18 protein-coding genes, 1 other RNA gene and 1 riboswitch are annotated in these 15,627 nt (G+C 64.0%); of the genes, 8 read left to right on the top strand and 11 right to left on the bottom strand.

The features are described 5' to 3' along the window. Positions 1-2: 2 nt before the first annotated feature. Positions 3-752 (bottom strand): YebC/PmpR family DNA-binding transcriptional regulator, encoded by a 750-nt coding sequence (locus tag VQ045_RS08590; RefSeq protein WP_331829827.1) that lies wholly within the window; start codon positions 750-752, stop codon positions 3-5. An 82-nt stretch (positions 753-834) separates the two neighbouring features. On the opposite strand from VQ045_RS08590, the gene VQ045_RS08585 reads away from it, so the two are divergent. The 3 genes from VQ045_RS08585 to VQ045_RS08575 all read left to right on the top strand — a co-directional run bounded on the left by VQ045_RS08585 (position 835) and on the right by VQ045_RS08575 (position 2,984). Continuing rightward, positions 835-1,368 carry a GFA family protein gene (locus tag VQ045_RS08585; protein ID WP_331829826.1) on the top strand — a complete coding sequence of 178 codons (534 nt, stop codon included), beginning with the start codon at positions 835-837 and terminating at the stop codon, positions 1,366-1,368. A gap of 149 nt (positions 1,369-1,517) precedes the next feature. Then, complete coding sequence (locus VQ045_RS08580; protein ID WP_331829825.1) at positions 1,518-2,120, top strand: tetratricopeptide repeat protein; 603 nt, start codon at positions 1,518-1,520, stop codon at positions 2,118-2,120. A gap of 45 nt (positions 2,121-2,165) precedes the next feature. Then, positions 2,166-2,984: an MBL fold metallo-hydrolase gene (locus VQ045_RS08575; protein WP_331829824.1), complete on the top strand. Its 819-nt coding sequence runs from the start codon at positions 2,166-2,168 to the stop codon at positions 2,982-2,984. A 12-nt stretch (positions 2,985-2,996) separates the two neighbouring features. Here VQ045_RS08575 and VQ045_RS08570 read toward each other — a convergent pair whose 3' ends face one another. The 3 genes from VQ045_RS08570 to VQ045_RS08560 form a co-directional block, all read right to left on the bottom strand. Further along, positions 2,997-3,800: a TerC family protein gene (locus tag VQ045_RS08570; RefSeq protein ID WP_331829823.1), complete on the bottom strand. Its 804-nt coding sequence runs from the start codon at positions 3,798-3,800 to the stop codon at positions 2,997-2,999. A 176-nt stretch (positions 3,801-3,976) separates the two neighbouring features. Beyond that, positions 3,977-4,798, bottom strand: coding sequence for a TIGR00282 family metallophosphoesterase (locus VQ045_RS08565; protein ID WP_331829822.1), 822 nt, complete (start codon positions 4,796-4,798; stop codon positions 3,977-3,979). Then, entirely contained in the window at positions 4,798-4,926 is a 129-nt protein-coding gene (locus VQ045_RS08560; RefSeq protein ID WP_331829821.1) for a hypothetical protein, read from the bottom strand. Before VQ045_RS08560 ends, VQ045_RS08565 begins: the two co-directional genes overlap by 1 nt. 114 nt (positions 4,927-5,040) lie before the next feature. Between VQ045_RS08560 and VQ045_RS08555 the strand changes: the two genes are divergently transcribed. Then, positions 5,041-5,565 carry a CAP domain-containing protein gene (locus tag VQ045_RS08555; RefSeq protein ID WP_331829820.1) on the top strand — a complete coding sequence of 175 codons (525 nt, stop codon included), beginning with the start codon at positions 5,041-5,043 and terminating at the stop codon, positions 5,563-5,565. Here the strand turns inward: VQ045_RS08555 and VQ045_RS08550 are convergent, their stop codons facing one another. The 3 genes from VQ045_RS08550 to VQ045_RS08540 all read right to left on the bottom strand — a co-directional run bounded on the left by VQ045_RS08550 (position 5,566) and on the right by VQ045_RS08540 (position 7,597). Beyond that, complete coding sequence (locus VQ045_RS08550; RefSeq protein ID WP_331829819.1) at positions 5,566-6,138, bottom strand: 5-formyltetrahydrofolate cyclo-ligase; 573 nt, start codon at positions 6,136-6,138, stop codon at positions 5,566-5,568. Positions 6,139-6,268: 130 nt separating this feature from the next. Next, positions 6,269-6,424, bottom strand: a non-coding RNA gene (ssrS, locus tag VQ045_RS08545) — 6S RNA. Between the two features lie 90 nt (positions 6,425-6,514). Further along, a complete protein-coding gene (locus VQ045_RS08540) occupies positions 6,515-7,597 on the bottom strand; it encodes a 2'-deoxycytidine 5'-triphosphate deaminase (RefSeq protein ID WP_327623471.1) in 1,083 nt (360 codons plus the stop codon). 89 nt (positions 7,598-7,686) lie between these two features. Further along, positions 7,687-7,764: riboswitch (SAM riboswitch) on the top strand. Between the two features lie 63 nt (positions 7,765-7,827). On the opposite strand from VQ045_RS08540, the gene VQ045_RS08535 reads away from it, so the two are divergent. Next, positions 7,828-9,027 carry an O-succinylhomoserine sulfhydrylase gene (locus VQ045_RS08535; protein WP_331829818.1) on the top strand — a complete coding sequence of 400 codons (1,200 nt, stop codon included), beginning with the start codon at positions 7,828-7,830 and terminating at the stop codon, positions 9,025-9,027. A 12-nt stretch (positions 9,028-9,039) separates the two neighbouring features. On the opposite strand, the gene VQ045_RS08530 is transcribed toward VQ045_RS08535, so the two are convergent. Continuing rightward, complete coding sequence (locus tag VQ045_RS08530; RefSeq protein WP_331829817.1) at positions 9,040-9,645, bottom strand: CDP-alcohol phosphatidyltransferase family protein; 606 nt, start codon at positions 9,643-9,645, stop codon at positions 9,040-9,042. Positions 9,646-9,738: 93 nt separating this feature from the next. Between VQ045_RS08530 and apaG the strand changes: the two genes are divergently transcribed. After that, complete coding sequence (gene apaG / locus VQ045_RS08525; protein WP_327625157.1) at positions 9,739-10,131, top strand: Co2+/Mg2+ efflux protein ApaG; 393 nt, start codon at positions 9,739-9,741, stop codon at positions 10,129-10,131. A 35-nt stretch (positions 10,132-10,166) separates the two neighbouring features. Here the strand turns inward: apaG and VQ045_RS08520 are convergent, their stop codons facing one another. From VQ045_RS08520 to VQ045_RS08510, 3 genes are read right to left on the bottom strand one after another with little or no spacing between them, the layout of a single operon-like run. Next, positions 10,167-11,195: an Hsp33 family molecular chaperone gene (locus VQ045_RS08520; RefSeq protein ID WP_327625158.1), complete on the bottom strand. Its 1,029-nt coding sequence runs from the start codon at positions 11,193-11,195 to the stop codon at positions 10,167-10,169. Beyond that, a complete protein-coding gene (argF, locus tag VQ045_RS08515) occupies positions 11,188-12,150 on the bottom strand; it encodes an ornithine carbamoyltransferase (RefSeq protein WP_327625159.1) in 963 nt (320 codons plus the stop codon). The genes VQ045_RS08520 and argF overlap by 8 nt, the downstream gene beginning before the upstream one ends. A 10-nt stretch (positions 12,151-12,160) precedes the next feature. Further along, entirely contained in the window at positions 12,161-13,375 is a 1,215-nt protein-coding gene (locus VQ045_RS08510; RefSeq protein WP_327625160.1) for an aspartate aminotransferase family protein, read from the bottom strand. Between the two features lie 251 nt (positions 13,376-13,626). Between VQ045_RS08510 and VQ045_RS08505 the strand changes: the two genes are divergently transcribed. Together VQ045_RS08505 and VQ045_RS08500 are read left to right on the top strand one after the other, a co-directional pair. After that, complete coding sequence (locus VQ045_RS08505; protein WP_327625161.1) at positions 13,627-14,574, top strand: DUF5996 family protein; 948 nt, start codon at positions 13,627-13,629, stop codon at positions 14,572-14,574. A gap of 223 nt (positions 14,575-14,797) precedes the next feature. Next, positions 14,798-15,349 carry a GcrA family cell cycle regulator gene (locus VQ045_RS08500; protein WP_331829816.1) on the top strand — a complete coding sequence of 184 codons (552 nt, stop codon included), beginning with the start codon at positions 14,798-14,800 and terminating at the stop codon, positions 15,347-15,349. Positions 15,350-15,627: the final 278 nt, after the last annotated feature.

Below are 15,627 nucleotides of genomic sequence, written 5' to 3'. Positions count from 1 at the left end.
CCTCAGGCCGCCGAAAGCTTCGCCATCACCTCGTCGTCGACCTCGAAATTTGCGTAGACGTTCTGCACGTCGTCGTCGTCCTCGAGATTGCCGATCAGGCGCAGGACGCTTTCGGCCTTGTCCTCGTCGACCGGCGTGCCAGTCTGGGGCCGCCAGATCGCCTTGACGCTTTCCGCTTCGCCGAGGGACGCCTCCAGCGCGGTGGAGACCTCGTTGATATCCTCGAAGGCGGTGATGATCGTGTGGCCGCTCTCGTCGGAGATCACGTCGTCGGCGCCGGCTTCGATCGCCGCTTCCATCACCTTGTCCGCGTCGCCCACCGGAGCCGCATAGATGATCTCGCCGACATGATGGAACATGAAGGCGACCGAACCGGTTTCGCCCAGCGCGCCGCCGGATTTGGTGAAACAGGACCGCACGTTGGAGGCAGTGCGGTTGCGGTTGTCGGTCAGCGCCTCGACGATGACGGCGACGCCGCCCGGCCCGTAGCCCTCGTAGCGGACCTCGTCGTAGTTCTCGGCGTCGCCGCCGGAGGCTTTCTTGATCGCCCGGTCGATGTTGTCCTTGGGCATCGACTGCGCCTTGGCGTTGTTGATCGCCAGCCGCAGGCGCGCATTCATCGACGGGTCGGGTAGCCCAGCCTTGGCCGCGACCACGATCTCGCGCGCGAGTTTGGAGAACATCTTCGATCGGACCGCGTCCTGGCGGCCCTTCCGGTGCATGATGTTCTTGAACTGTGAATGGCCGGCCATGGAAAACCTGTCGATCGGGTTGGAAGAAAAGTTGCCTGTCATATAAAAAATGCAGCAGCAAACGTCCAGAACGAGGTTCGCGATGCCCGATACCCGGCCGCCCGATGCCGACCGAGCGAAGCACCGTCTCAGTGTGCGGCTCCCGGCGCTGCCGCTCACCGGCGGCTGCCAGTGCGGCCAGGTCCGCTACGAAATCCGCAAAGTCCCCCTCGCCTTCTACCTCTGTCACTGCACCGAATGCCAGCGCCACACGTCCAGCGCCTATGGCGAGAGCTTGCGCGTGGACTCCGCTAGCGTCGTCGTCACCGGCACGCTGAAGACCACCCGGCGCACGTCGGACAGTGGCGCGGTTCGGCTCGGCGACTTCTGCCCCGACTGCGGCGTGCGCATCCAGCATCGTTCCGAAGGCAACCCGGACCGCCTCAACATCAAGGCCGGCACCCTCGATGATACGTCATGGCTGGTGCCGGCCGGGCATATCTGGGTACGCTCGAAGCAGTCCTTTGTCGCGCTAGGCCCGGACGAGCTGACCTTTGACGGCGAGCCGGACGATGTCGGTTCTGCGTCGATCCGCGCAAGGTGGCAGACGATGCTGGCCACCGGCGAACGAATGTAATGACGGCTTTATGATTTCGCCCGCCTGCGGCGTGCGATAAACTCTCTGGAGGGTAGAGCGAACCGGCATCGACCGACGCGGATCTCTCCCGGTCTCGCCCTGTCGTTAGGCTGCGGGGAACAGGTCGTGACGTACTTGGAGTCGGCGCCATGATACGCAACTTCACTGCCATCATTCTCGTACTCTTGATCCCGTTCGGGACAGCCCACGCCCAACTGCTGTCGAAGCCCTCCACTGGCACCAACGCCGACGCACCCGATACGCGGACGAAACTCTTCGTTGCGTTGAAGGCCGCGACATCCGATGTCGAGGGGCGTGCGGCCGAGGCCGCCATCTGGCGTTTCTGGATGCGAGCGGCGCCCGATTCCACCACGCGGCGCCTCGTCGACGACGCCATGAGCCGGCGCGGCAATTACGATTTCGCGGGCGCGCGGGAGCTCCTCGATGAAGCGATCACGCGTTCACCGACATACGCCGAGGCCTTCAACCAGCGCGGCTTCATCCGCTTCCTGCAGGAGGATTTCGACGGCGCCCTCGAAGACGTCGATCGAGCCATCGCGCTCGAACCTTATCATTTCGGCGCTATGGCCGGGCGCGCGCATATCCTGATGCGTCAGGGGCGGTTTCGACTGGCACAAGCGCAGTTGCGGGCGGCAGTGGCGATCCACCCGTTCCTGAAAGAGCGCGCAATGCTGGCGCCGCCGGTCGATGCCGCACCAGAGAAACCGCCGGATGGCGGCATCGATTTGTGACTGCCTTGGGTCATCCGGCCCGGACCATCGAAAAGGACCAAGCCGATGCGCCATGCCTTCGCTCTGCTCTCAGCCCTGCTGATCCTCGCGCCGGGCGCGGCTGCCGCCCAATCGGTCCCGAGCACTTGCATCGCCGTTGCGGAAAATTTGCCTGAGACGCTCCGCGCGACCTACGTCTCCATGGACGCGAAGGCGCCCATGCGCCTGGCCCAACTCAGCCGAGACGAGGTCCGCATCACCTATGTCCATCATTCGACCTATCTGATCGAAAGCCCCGACGGCGTGACGGTGGCCACCGACTATTCCGGTTTCGCCGGCCCAACCGTCCCTGACATCGCCACGATGAACAAGGCGCACGCCACTCATTTCACGGAGTTTCCGGACCCGGCGATCGAGAATGTCCTGAAGGGCTGGAATCCCGAGGGTGGCCCCGCCCGCCATGCCCTCACCGTCGAGGACATGTATGTGCGCAACGTGCCGACCGACATCCGTTCCTTCGGCGGCGGAATCGAGCCGGACGGCAACTCGATCTTCATTTTCGAGGTGGCGGGGCTGTGCATCGGCCATCTCGGCCATCTCCATCATCGCCTGACCGACGAGGATTACGCCCAGATCGGCCGTCTCGACATCCTCATGGTGCCCGTCGATGGTGGCTATACGCTCAGCCAGGAGGGCATGGGCGAGATCGCCAAGCGACTGCGGTCCTCGATCGTCCTGCCGATGCACCGCTTTCGCGGGCCAATCGACCGGTTCCTCGATCGGCTGCCCGACTTCGCGGTCGACAGGCGCTCGGAAGACAGCTTCTCTGTCTCGCTCCGCACGCTTCCGGGCCGGCCGACGGTGATCGTGCTCTCAGGAGTCTGACGCGCCCCCCGCTCAACCGATCGTCGGCGGCTCGCCATGCGCTTGCGCCGGGACGGTGCCGCCCGTCGCAGCCTTCAATGCCGCAGCCTTTTGCCGCTTCCTCCGCGCCAGCATGTTCAGCCCCTCGACCAGGGCCGAGAAGCTCATGGCGGCGTAGATGTAGCCCTTCGGCACATGCACGCCGAAGCCGTCGGCGATCAGTGTCATGCCGATCATCAGCAGGAAGCCCAGCGCCAGCATGACGATGGTCGGGTTCGCCTCAATGAAGCGCGACAGCGGTCCGGCCGCGACCAGCATCACCACGACCGCAACGATGACGGCGATGAACATGATCCCGAGCTCGTCGGTCATGCCGACGGCGGTGATGATGGAATCGATGGAAAACACCAGATCGAGCAGCAGGATCTGCACGATCGCGGCGCCGAAGGTCAGCGTCGCCGCCTTGCCGATCATCGTATCCGGGTGATCGTCCGGATCGACGCTGTGATGGATTTCCTTCGTTGCCTTCCAGACCAAGAAGAGCCCGCCGGCGATGAGGATGAGGTCACGCCAGGAAAAGCCGTGGTCGAAGGCCTCGAACAGCGGTTCGGTCAGTTGAACGATGAAGGCAACGGTCGACAGCAGCCCCAGCCGCAGGATCAGGGCAAGACCGATTCCGACCCGGCGGGCCCGCTGCCGGTGTTCTTCCGGCAGCTTGTTCGAGAGGATCGAGATGAAGATCAGATTGTCGATGCCGAGCACGACCTCCATCACGATCAACGTGGCGAGGGCCGCATAAGCGGTGGGGTCGGCGAGAAAGGCGAAGAAGTCGGCCATCGGGGCTCCTGAAGCGCGAGAGGTCGGCTAGAGAATCGGACCAAAAAGTGGAATCCGGTTTTTGGATCAATCCGATGCTCAATCAAAAATTTGGAGCGCCGTTCATCCAAATGGACGCACAGCGCTCCAAACCTGCGGAGAAAGTCGGGCGCGGCGCGCCAAAGGACAGAGGGCTGTTACCAAAAATCCGGCACCGCCCTGGTGAGCCTCGGTCCGATCCGTACCGGCGCGATCTTCTCGGCAAGGCCGGTTCGGTCGGATATCTCGACGGCAAGGCCGGCGAGGGTCGCGGGCCCCTGCGCCGCCTCGAAGCGCCCGCGCGGTACCTTGGAAACGAAGCGGTTGATCGGCTCCTCCTTCTCCATGCCGAGGGAGGAGTCATAATCGCCGCACATGCCCGCGTCCGACTGGTACGCCGTGCCACCGACCAGGATCTGATGGTCCGCCGTCGGGACATGGGTGTGGGTGCCGACGACGAGGCTGGCACGGCCGTCGAGATAATGTGCGAAACACTGCTTCTCGCTGGTCGCCTCGGCATGGAAGTCGACGATCACCGCGTCCGCCTGCTCACCGAGCGGACAGGCTGACAGGATGTCATCGGCGCAGGCGAACGGGTCGTCGAGATCGGGTGACATGAACACCCGGCCCATGATGTTGGTGACGAGCACCCGCGCGCCGTTTTTGGCTTCGAACAGTCCCGACCCGTTGCCGGGCGTGCCCTTGGGGTAGTTGGCCGGCCGGATGAAGCGATCATGGCGTGTCGCGAACGCCAATGCCTCGCGCTGATCCCAGACGTGGTTGCCGGTGGTCACCGCATCGGCGCCGGCCTCCAGCGTCCGTTGGAAAATCTCCTCGGTGATGCCAAAACCGCCGGCTGAATTCTCGCCGTTGACCACGACGAAATCGAGTTTCCAGTCGGAAATCAGACCGGGAAGCTTGTCGTAGACGGCCGTGCGACCCGACCTTCCGACCATGTCGCCGAGAAAGAGAAAACGCATCAGGCGCGCCCATGCCGGGCGCCGGATTTGCCGTCGGCGGAATGTCGTTCATGCTTTGGTGAACATTCTTCCGACATGATCACGGGTTCTTGGCGTTGCGATATCGCTTTGGCGAGACGGTCGATCATGCAGTGTCCTTGGCGTTTTCATGTCCAGCCGCAAAGCTAGGACATTTCCGCGCGGAAGGAAGAAAACCTGTCCGGCGCGGGTCGCATCAACCGATACGAGGGCTTGTCTAAACCATGAATTCCTTCCTCCGATACCGCCCGTCGGGCCTAGCATCCGTCTTCGCACGATTTCTGGCCCTTCTTTCGGTCGCGCTCCTTGCCGCCTGTGTCGGCTCGACGGGCGCCCTCGACATCGCCTCGACCAAGCCATTGTCAGTGGATCGCGGGGTTGCCCTCGCCTCGATCAACGCCTTCCGGGCGCAGAACGGGCTTGGATCAGTCCGCTTCGACGCCATGCTGGACAAGGCGGCCGACCGGCAGGCCCGGGCGATGGCGGCACGCGGCAATCTCAGCCATTCGGTCGATGGCGCTTTGCCGAGCCGCGTCGCGTCCTTCGGCTACAATTGGGCGGCGGTCTCCGAGAATATCGGCTGGAACTATCGTTCGACCCCCGCCGTCATCACCGGCTGGAAGAACTCTCCCGGCCACCGCCGCAACCTGCTGAATCCCAACGTGACAGAGATCGGTTTTGCCGCCGCGACCGGCAGCAACGGCCAGCCCTATTGGGCCTTGATCCTGGGGCGCGAGAAACGGCGCTGATCACGGCCCATCACACTGGATCGCCTCACGTTCGGTGACGATTGCATGCAGTGGGATGTCGTGCGGCTCGGTCGGCACGGCCTCCATCTCCTGCACGGCGAAACCGACGCCGATTAGGTGCGGCGCCTTGCCCTTCTCGCGCAGCTTTGCGATCGCCGCGTCGTAATAGCCGCGGCCATAGCCGATGCGGCCGCCACTCCGGTCGAAGGCGGCGAGCGGCACTAGCATGACATCGGGATCGAGCACCGCCGCGTCCGGCCCCGGCGCATAGGTGCCGAAGCCTTGTGGCTCCAACGGTGCGCCGCGCAGAAGCTCCCGAAACTGCAGTCGGTCTTCCACGATCGCCGGGACGCACAGCCGCGCGCCTTGGTCGGCAAGCGCCATCATCAATGGCCGTATGTCGATTTCCGTGCGGATCGGTAGGAAGCCGGAGACGATGGAACCGGGCTCCACCGCAACCAGATTGGCGCAGCGGTCGGCAACCGCGAGCGAGGCCTCGATCCGGGCCTCGGCTCCCATCGCATCACGCCGCGCCAGTGCTTCCGCGCGCAGACGCTGCTTTGCTTGCTGCATGCCGTGGTCCCCCGTCACTCCTGCGAATGGGAGTGCCGGATATCACCGGTGATGAGCAAGAGAAAGATGCCAAGATTGGCCGTGTCGCCCGAAATCGGACGCTCGTCGCGATACGGGGCCGGAAAGAGGATGGCGAGCCACCCGGCCGATGGAGAAGTCGAACCCGGGAACCTACAATGTAGGTGGGCGCCGTGTGCCCTGGCCCACGAGCCAAGGCAGGGACAGCTCCCTAGGGATGACTAAGGCCCCGAGATAATGTTACCCCTGTCGCACCGCGCAGCCCGCCGAGACCAGATATAGGCCGAGGCCGTCACGCTATCCATAGCAAGCGCGGCACCAGGCAATCTTTATTCGCGCTTGGCCAGAGCCACCTGCCTCAGACGAAATGCTTCGACAGCTTCAATCCCTGGGCCTGGTAGTTCGATTTGAGATCGAGGCCATACAGCCGGTCCGGCAACGCCTGCATCCGCTCATACACCAGCCGCCCGACGATCTGCCCATCCTCGAGGATGAACGGCACGTCGTGACTGCGCACTTCCAGCACGGCCCGGCTTCCGGTTCCGCCGGCCGCCGAATGGCCGAAGCCGGGGTCAAAGAAGCCCGCATAATGGACGCGGAACTCCCCGACCAACGGATCGAAGGGCGTCATCTCCGCCGCGAAGGCCGGCGGCACATGCACGGCTTCCTTGGATACCAGGATGTAGAACTCGTCCGGATCGAGAACGAGTTCGCCGGTCTTGCCCCGATGGATCGGCTCCCAGAAATCGGCTAGGGGATAGGCACCACGCCGGTCGACATCGACGACCCCGGTGTGCCGCTTGCCACGGTAGCCGACGAGCCCGTCGGCATTCCCCACCAGATCGATCGACAGCGCGATACCGCCGCCGGAGATGTTGGCCTCTGGCGCTGTCGTCAACCGTTCATGGGAGTGGAGATCCGATAATTCCGTCTCGGACAGCAAGGGTTCGCCGGTGCGAAAACGGATTTGCGACAGGCGCGAGCCCTGCCGCACCAGAATCGGAAACGTGCGCGGCGATATCTCAAGATAGAGTGGCCCGGCATAGCCCGCGGGCAGCTTGTCGAACTCCTGCCCCGCGTCCGCGAGCACCCGCGTGAAGATGTCGAGCCGGCCGGTCGAGGATTTGGGGTTCGCCGTCGCCCGGACGCCGTCCGGCAGGCGCAGGGTTTCCAGCAACGGCACCACGTAGACGCAGCCGGTTTCCAGCACCGCGCCCTCGGTCAAGCTGAACTCGTGCAATTGGAAACGCGCAAGCTGCTGGGCTACGCTACGCCCTTGCCCCGGCAGAAAGCTCGCGCGAACGCGATACGCCTTCGGTCCGAGCCGCAGGTCGAGGCTCGCCGGCTGGATCTGGTCCGCGTCACGCTCAATCGGCGCAGCGATCGCCCCCGTGTCGAACAGCGTCGCGATCGCGCGATCCGGCAAAATTCCGTCGGTCATCGGTTGTCCCGTCATCGCCTGCAGGTGCACCGCCCTGCGGGCGGCCACTTGGTCCTCGATTGACGCCTAACGGGATCGGGTCTATTTGCAAAGTCGAGAGTGGTGATTTGGCCGGCCGGCTTGCAGCCACGTAAAACAAGTCGCTAAAGGGCCGATCCGACGATTGGATATTCGATGGACCGGCTTCGTGGCATTGCTGCGGCCGGTTTTTTGTTGTTCGGAGAAAAGCGATGCTGAAGAAAGCGGAAGAGCGGCGCAAACTGAGGCCGGCGACGGCGATGGTCCATGGCGGCACCATGCGTTCGGGGTTCGGTGAGACCTCCGAAGCGCTGTTCCTCACCCAGGGCTTCGTCTACGACAGCGCCGAAGCCGCCGAAGCCCGCTTCAAGGGCGAGGAACCCGGCTTCATCTACAGCCGCTACGGCAATCCGACGACGCGCATGTTCGAAGAGCGGATGATGGCGCTGGAAGGCGCCGAGGACGCCCGCGCGACCGCGTCCGGCATGGCCGCGGTCGCCGCCGCCATGCAGTGCCAGGTGACAGCCGGGGATCATGTCGTTGCGGCCCGTGCGCTATTCGGCTCCTGCCGTTATGTCGTGGAGACCGTGCTGGGGCGCTGCGGCGTTGCCTGCACGCTCATTGATGGCCGCGATCTCGACGCGTGGCGCGATGCGGTGCGACCGGAAACCAAGGTGTTCTTTCTGGAGTCGCCGACCAATCCGACGCTGGAGGTCATCGACATCGCCGCTGTCGCCGAAATCGCCCATGCGGCCGGCGCCCGTCTGGTCGTCGACAACGTCTTCGCCACACCGATGCAGCAGCGGCCACTGGAGCTTGGCGCCGACGTCGTCGTCTATTCGGCGACCAAGCACATCGACGGCCAGGGCCGCTGCCTCGGCGGTATCGTTCTCTCCTCCAAGGACTGGATCGACGAGAATCTGCACGACTATTTCCGACACACCGGCCCGTCGTTGTCGCCGTTCAACGCCTGGACATTGCTGAAAGGGTTGGAGACGCTGCCCATCCGCGTCGCTCACCAGACCCGATCTGCGGCGCGCATCGCCGATATCCTGGCCGAGCGGCAAGAGGTCGCGAAAGTGATCTACCCCGGCCGTGCTGATCACCCGGATGCGGCCGTCATCGCCCGGCAGATGAGCGGCGGTTCGACCCTGCTCGCCTTCGAGGTCAAGGGCGGCAAGCCCGCCGCCTTCGCCTTCTCGAATGCGTTGGAGATCATTCTGATCTCGAACAATCTCGGCGACGCCAAGAGCCTGATCACCCATCCGGCGACGACCACCCATAAAAACTTGGCCCCGGAGGCGCGCGCCGAGCTCGGAATCTCCGACGGTTTGCTGCGCCTGTCGGTCGGACTGGAGGATGTCGAGGATCTGATCGAGGATATCGAAGAGGCGTTGGCAGCGGCTCGATGAACGATCGCCGGTTCAGCCGAAGCTCTTGAGGCTCAGCCGGATTCGCGACACGAAGGTCCAGGTCGTCATCGCCGCGAACACATAGGCGATGGCCGCGAAATATTGCGGAAACAGGCAGAACAGCACGAAGGCCGCGATCGTCTCGGTCGCTTCCGCGAGCCCGGTCGTAAAGAACAGCGACTTCCTGCCCCGTTGCTCCGTGGCAAGCTTGCGCTTCTCGGCCATGATCGCGAAGGCAAGGAAGCTCGCGCCATTGGCGTAGAAGCTCATCAAAAGGACCGCCGCCGCCAGCCCGTTCGCCGCCGGATCGAGGATCGCGAAGGCGAGCGGGATTATGCCGTAGAAGACATAGTCGAAGACTATGTCGAGATAGCCGCCGAGATCGGTCGGGCCGGTCTGCCGCGCCACCGCGCCGTCGAGCCCGTCGGCCAGCCGCGACACCAGGATGAGGACCAGCCCCCCCCAGAGAGAACCGAAGGCGATCGCCACCGCGGCGGCGAGGCCGAGGATGAGGCCGGCGACCGTCACGCTGTTGGCACCGACGCCCCGGCGGCACAGGACCACAGCCAGCCGGTTCATCGGCGGATCGATCCGTTTCTTCAGGACACCGTCGAGCAAACTTTTACCGTCCAAACTTCTGACGTCGCGCGATTGACCCTGGCACGCCGCACCGCGATAAAGGGAACGAGGCGACAGGCATTGGAACTGGCCATGTACAAGGCGACGACTTGCGAGATCACGGTCACCGTGACGCCCGCCTACCTTGAGGACCAGTCCCAACCGGACGACGGCCGTTGGTTCTGGGCTTACACGGTCGAGATCACCAACGGCAGCCGTGAACCGGCGCAACTGCGATCACGATACTGGCACATCACCGATGCCAACGGCCATGTCGAGGAGGTTCGCGGCCCCGGCGTCATCGGGGAGGAGCCGGTGCTGTCGCCTGGCGACAGTTTTACCTACACCTCCGGCTGCCCACTCGGCACATCCTCCGGCTTCATGCGCGGCCATTACGAGATGCAGGGACCCGACGGCACGTTCTTCACGGTGGAGATCCCGGCGTTCTCGCTGGACGTACCCGTGCGGCAGCGGGTGCTGAATTAGGCCGAGACCATCGGCATGAGCGCGGTCTGATCCGCCTATTCTGACGCCGGCGCGTCGCCCGACGTCGCGTCCGCCTCAAATTCGGCCGGGTCGAACTCGTAGCCCTCGCCGCAGAACTCGCAGGTGACTGCGATCTTGCCGTCCTCGACGCTCTCGCCGATCTCCTCCTGGGAGAAGTTCGACAGGACGTCGCGGATTCGCTCGCGCGTGCAGGAACAGTCGTCGGCGACGGGTTTGGCAGGGAACACCCGCACTCCGCGCTCGTGAAAGAGTCGGAATAGCAGCCGCTCGACACCGACATCGGGGTCGGCAAGCTCGGACGCATCGATCGTGTCGACCAACGCGCGCACCTCGACCCAGGCGTCGTCCGGCTCGAAGCTCCCCTCGGGATCGTCGGCCCCTTCCGGCGCGTCTCCGCCCGGCAGATCGGGCAGACGCATGCGCTCCGGCGCCTCGGGCAGGAACTGCGCGATGAGGCCGCCGGCTCGCCAACCCTCGACGAACCCGTTCTCGCCGCGCCGGGCGATCTTGGCGACCGCCAGCTTCACCGCCGTCGGAATCTGCTCCGACTGGCGGAAATAGGCCTCGGCCACTTCTTCCATCGATGTGCCGTTCAGTTCGACAATGCCCTGGTAGCGCTGCATATAGGCGCCCTGGTCGACGGTGAGCGCCATGACGCCCTTGCCCAAAAGCGCCTCGGAATGCGTCGTGCCGGCGCTGATGGCCGCGTCGAGCTTGGCGTCGTCGAAGCGGGCATAGGCTCTGACGCTCGAGGGCGTGGCGAAATCGACGACGAGAAGGTCCACCGGCCCGTCCGTCTGAGTCTGGGCGATGAACTTGCCGTCGAATTTCAGCGACGTGCCGAGCAACACCGTCAGCGCGATCATCTCGGCGAGCAGGCGCGACACCGGCTCGGGATAATCGTGACGCCCGAGGATCTGATCCAGCATGGGGCCGAGTTGGACCGCCCGGCCGCGCGCTTCGAGCGCCTCGACGTTGAAGGGGACTACGGCGTCGTCGCCGGCATAGCCAAACTCGCCGAGCGCGCGTTCTGCCTCAGCCATGCTTCTTACCCGCCATGCCCTGCTGCGATGGGTCCGCGACGACTTCGCCGAAACACCAGGCCAGGATCGATTTTTGCGCGTGAAGCCGGTTTTCCGCTTCGTCGAAGACCACCGACTGCGGTCCGTCGATGACGGCGTCGGTCACTTCCTCGCCGCGATGGGCCGGGAGACAATGCATGAAAAGCGCCTCGGGCTTGGCATGCGCCATCAGGCGCTCGTTCACCTGATAGGGCATGAAGACATTGTGGCCGCGGGCTTGGTCCTCGCGGCCCATGGACACCCAGGTATCGGTGACGACGCAATCGGCGCCGGTCACCGCTTCCACCGGGTCGTCGGTAGTTAGGATCGAGGCCCCCGCATTGCGAGCCCTTTCGACGAAGTGCATGTCGGGTCCCGATCCGGCGGGTGTCGCGACCCGCAAGGCGAAATCGAACCGGGCCGACGCCTCGACGAAGGAGGACAAGACGTTGTTGCCGTCGCCGGTCCAGGCGAAGGTCTTGCCGCGAACCGGCCCGCGCTTTTCCTCGAAGGTCAGAAGATCGGCCATGATCTGGCAGGGATGCGTGTCGTCGGTCAGTCCGTTGATCACCGGCACGGTGGCGAACTCGGCGAGTTCCATCAGCCGCGCGTGCGCGGTCGTGCGGATCATGATTGCGTCGACATAGCGCGAAAGCACCCGCGCCGTATCAGCGATCGTCTCCTCACGGCCAAGCTGCATTTCCGCGCCCGACAAAAACAGCGTCTCGCCGCCGAGCTGGCGCATGGCGACATCGAACGACACGCGGGTGCGCGTCGAGGGCTTGTCGAAGATCATCGCCAGCACCTTGCCGGCAAGCGGTTTCGGGCCGTTGCGGCCGAGCGCCTTGCGCTCCGCCGCATCGCTCATGATGGCGCGAAGCTCGCCGCTTTCGACCGCCGCGATATCGAGAAAATGCTTGGGATGTCCGTTCATCATCGCTCCGGCCTCATGCACTCTTGCGCCGGTTGCCCAGCGACAGGGAAGCAACGGCCGTTTCAATGCGGGCCATTCCTTCCCGGACTTCGTCCGCCGTCAGGATCAGCGGCGGCAGCAGACGTACGACATTGTCTCCGGCCGGAACCGCCAAGAGCCCCTGCTCCCGCATGCCCGCCACCAGTTCGGTGTTGGGAACCTTGGCCTTGAGGCCGAGTAGCAGACCTTCGCCGCGGATCTCCTCGACGACGTCGGGATAGCGGTCGGCCAGCGATGCCAGCGACTGCTTGAACAACAGTGCGGTGTCGCGGACATGCTCAAGGAAACCGTCCGCCAGCACGATGTCGAGAACCGCGTTGCCCACGGCCATGGCCAGAGGATTGCCGCCATAGGTCGTGCCATGGGTTCCCGGCGTCATGCCGATGGCCGCTTCCGCCGTCGCCAGGCATACGCCCATGGGAAAGCCGCCGCCGAGACCCTTGGCCGAGGCCAGGATATCCGGCGCGGCGCCCGAATGCTCGTAGGCGTAGAGCGTGCCGGTTCGCCCGATCCCGGTCTGCACCTCGTCATAGATCAGCAGGATGCCATGCTTGTCGCAAAGCCCGCGCAACCCCCGGAGACACTGGGGCGGGACCTTGCGGATGCCGCCCTCCCCCTGGATCGGCTCGATCAGGATCGCGGCGACGTCCGGCGCGGCAGCGGCCTGTTTCAGCGCTTCGTGGTCGCCGAACGGCAGTTGATCGAAGCCCTCGACCTTCGGGCCGAAGCCTTCGAGATATTTCTTCTGGCCGCCGGCGGCTATCGTCGCGAGGGTCCGCCCGTGGAACGCGCCCTCGAAGGTCAGAATCCGGAAACGTTCGGGCGCGCCGCTGACAAAGTGATAACGCCGCGCCGTCTTGATCGCGCATTCCAGCGCCTCGGCGCCCGAATTGGTGAAAAAGGCGCGATCGGCAAAGGTCGCGGCGGTCAATCGTTCGGCGAGGCGCCGCTGGCCGGGAATCTCATAAAGATTAGACACATGCCAGAGCTTCTCCGCCTGGTCCTTGAGCGCGGCGACGAGATGCGGATGGGCATGACCGAGGGAATTGACCGCGATACCGCCGCCAAAATCCATGTACCGTCGGCCATCGCGCGTCTCCAGCCAGACGCCTTCACCGCGCTCGAAGGCGAGATCGGCGCGCGCGTAGGTCTCGAAGAGAGGCGATTGATGGTCCTTGCTGTCAGCCATGGCGATCGACTTCGCTGATGATCCGGTTCGGCTCCCGGGTGGGATCGTCTTGGATCAGGTTCTGGAAACGTCAAAGCCTGCCGAGAGGGCAGGCTTTGCGGGTCGCTCCGAATGCATCGGATGCCTAGCTATACCACAGCGGGTCGGGCGGGTGTCAATGAAACCCGCAGAAGGATACTATCGGAAGCGATCGTTTGCCCCGTGGGCAACCGCCTTCGCCGCGAGGGCTTTGGCGAAAAGAGGTCGATTGAATGAATTCCGATTGGCCCGTCTTGCCTTTCCCGGCCTGGCGGGAAACCTGCAAGGCCCTTCATCTCTGGTCGCAGATTGTCGGCAAATACCGGCTCGCCCATACCCCCTGGGTCAATCATTCCTGGCACGCCACCCTCTATGTCACCCCACGCGGGTTGACGACCGGTCCGATCCCGGATCCCGGCGGCGTGGTCACGCTCAGCTTCGACTTTTGCGACCATGCTCTTGTGGCCGAAGCCGCAAGCGGTTCGCGTGAAAGCTTTCCGCTACAGCCGATGAGCGTCGCCGCCTTCTTCGACCGCACCAAGCGATTGGTCACGTCCGTGGGCGGTGAGCCTTCCATTCATGGCCGCCCTAACGAATTGCCGGACGAGGTTCCATTCGCCTCCGACACCGAGGAGCGGCCTTACGACCGCGACGCGGTGCGCCGCTTCCACCAAGCCCTTATCCATATCGATCGTGTGTTCGGACGTTTTCGCACAGGCTTTGTCGGCAAGGTCAGCCCGGTGCATCTCTTCTGGGGCGCGCTCGATCTTGCCGTGACACGTTTTTCCGGTCGCCCCGCCCCTTTGCATCCCGGCGGTTTTCCAAACTTGCCGGATGTGGTGACGCGCGAGGCCTACAGCCACGAGGTCTCTTCGGCAGGGTTCTGGCCGGGGGGCGGCGGCATCGACGAGGCGATGTTCTATTCCTACGCCTACCCCGTGCCGAATGGCTTCGCGGACCGTGCGGTGGAGCCGGTCGCCGCGCGCTTCGACGCGAAGCTCGGAGAGTTTCTGCTGCCGTATGAATCGGTCCGGACAAGCGCCGATCCGGAAGCGACGCTGCTGCGGTTCCTGCAATCGACCTACGCGGCAGCGGCCGATAGGGGTGGCTGGAACCGGGCCGCGATGGAGTGCGAATTCGGCGTGCCTCGCGTTCCGCGCAAAATTCACGGTCTGCGTTAACGCCCCATTAACCCACAAGTCTGGGGAAAAGCGCGAAAACGATTCGCGTGTGACACGCTGGACTCTTGTCACAGAGTCCAGCGATGGGCTAAATTGAATTCAAGATACTAGATTTCGTGCGGCGGACCTAGTTCCTCAATAAATGTAGTGCGTCACCTCGCACACCGTTTGGGCGGGGTGAAGGATTCCGCCCGCCGCCTATTTTTGCTGTAAGGAGCTTGTCATGGGCTGGACCGACGAACGCGTGGAGTTGCTGAAGCGACTTTGGACGGAGGGCCTCAGTGCCAGCCAGATTGCTGACAAACTGGGCGGTGTCAGCCGCAATGCGGTGATCGGAAAGGTCCATCGGCTGAAGCTGGAATCGCGCGCGAAGTCTCCCAATGTCGCGGCTCCGGTTGCGGAACGGCAAGCGTCGCCCCACTTGAAGGAAGTCGAGACCATCGAAATGGTGCAGCCGGCACGTTTTATGCCGGCGCAATCGGTTTCGGCGCGCTCGATGCCCCGCACCCACGGTGCGACGGCTTTGAAGATGGATCCCGAGGAGGAGACGGAAGTGATCGCCGAACCCCAACGTCAATCTGGCGAAGTGGTCCCGATCGCGCGTAAGCTCAGCCTCGTGCAGCTGACCGAGAGCACCTGCAAATGGCCAGTGGGCGATCCGCTGAAGCCGGGTTTCCACTTTTGCGGCAACGGCTCGAACGAGTCTTCGCCCTATTGCGAATACCACGCATCATTGGCCTTCCAGCCGGCATCCGAACGGCGCCGGGCGCGCTGACAGGCGCGCTTCTCCAAGCTTTCATTTTCCGAGAAATCGAGACCGCCATTCGGCGGTCTCTTCGTATTGAACAGTCGCGGCGTCACACGATGGCGGCCCGCGGAAGCTCGTTTCTCTACGACCCCGCGCTCTCCATCGCCCTTGTCGTCGACGATTTGGCGGTGGCTAATACCAACGGGAGCGAAGGCCGACTCTTCGGGGATTCCCAAGCTGACAGAATTCTGAATCACTGTGACAAACGGAGGTTTGTCATGGCAGCACCGGTTCCCCTTCACACG

Origin of the sequence: Aurantimonas sp. E1-2-R+4, assembly GCF_036549515.1 — a bacterium.
In the GTDB taxonomy this organism is placed as follows: Bacteria; Pseudomonadota; Alphaproteobacteria; order Rhizobiales; family Rhizobiaceae; genus Aurantimonas; species Aurantimonas coralicida_A.
The sequence above is the reverse complement of the archived record's forward strand: the minus strand, read 5'-3'. Positions and strand labels throughout refer to the sequence as shown.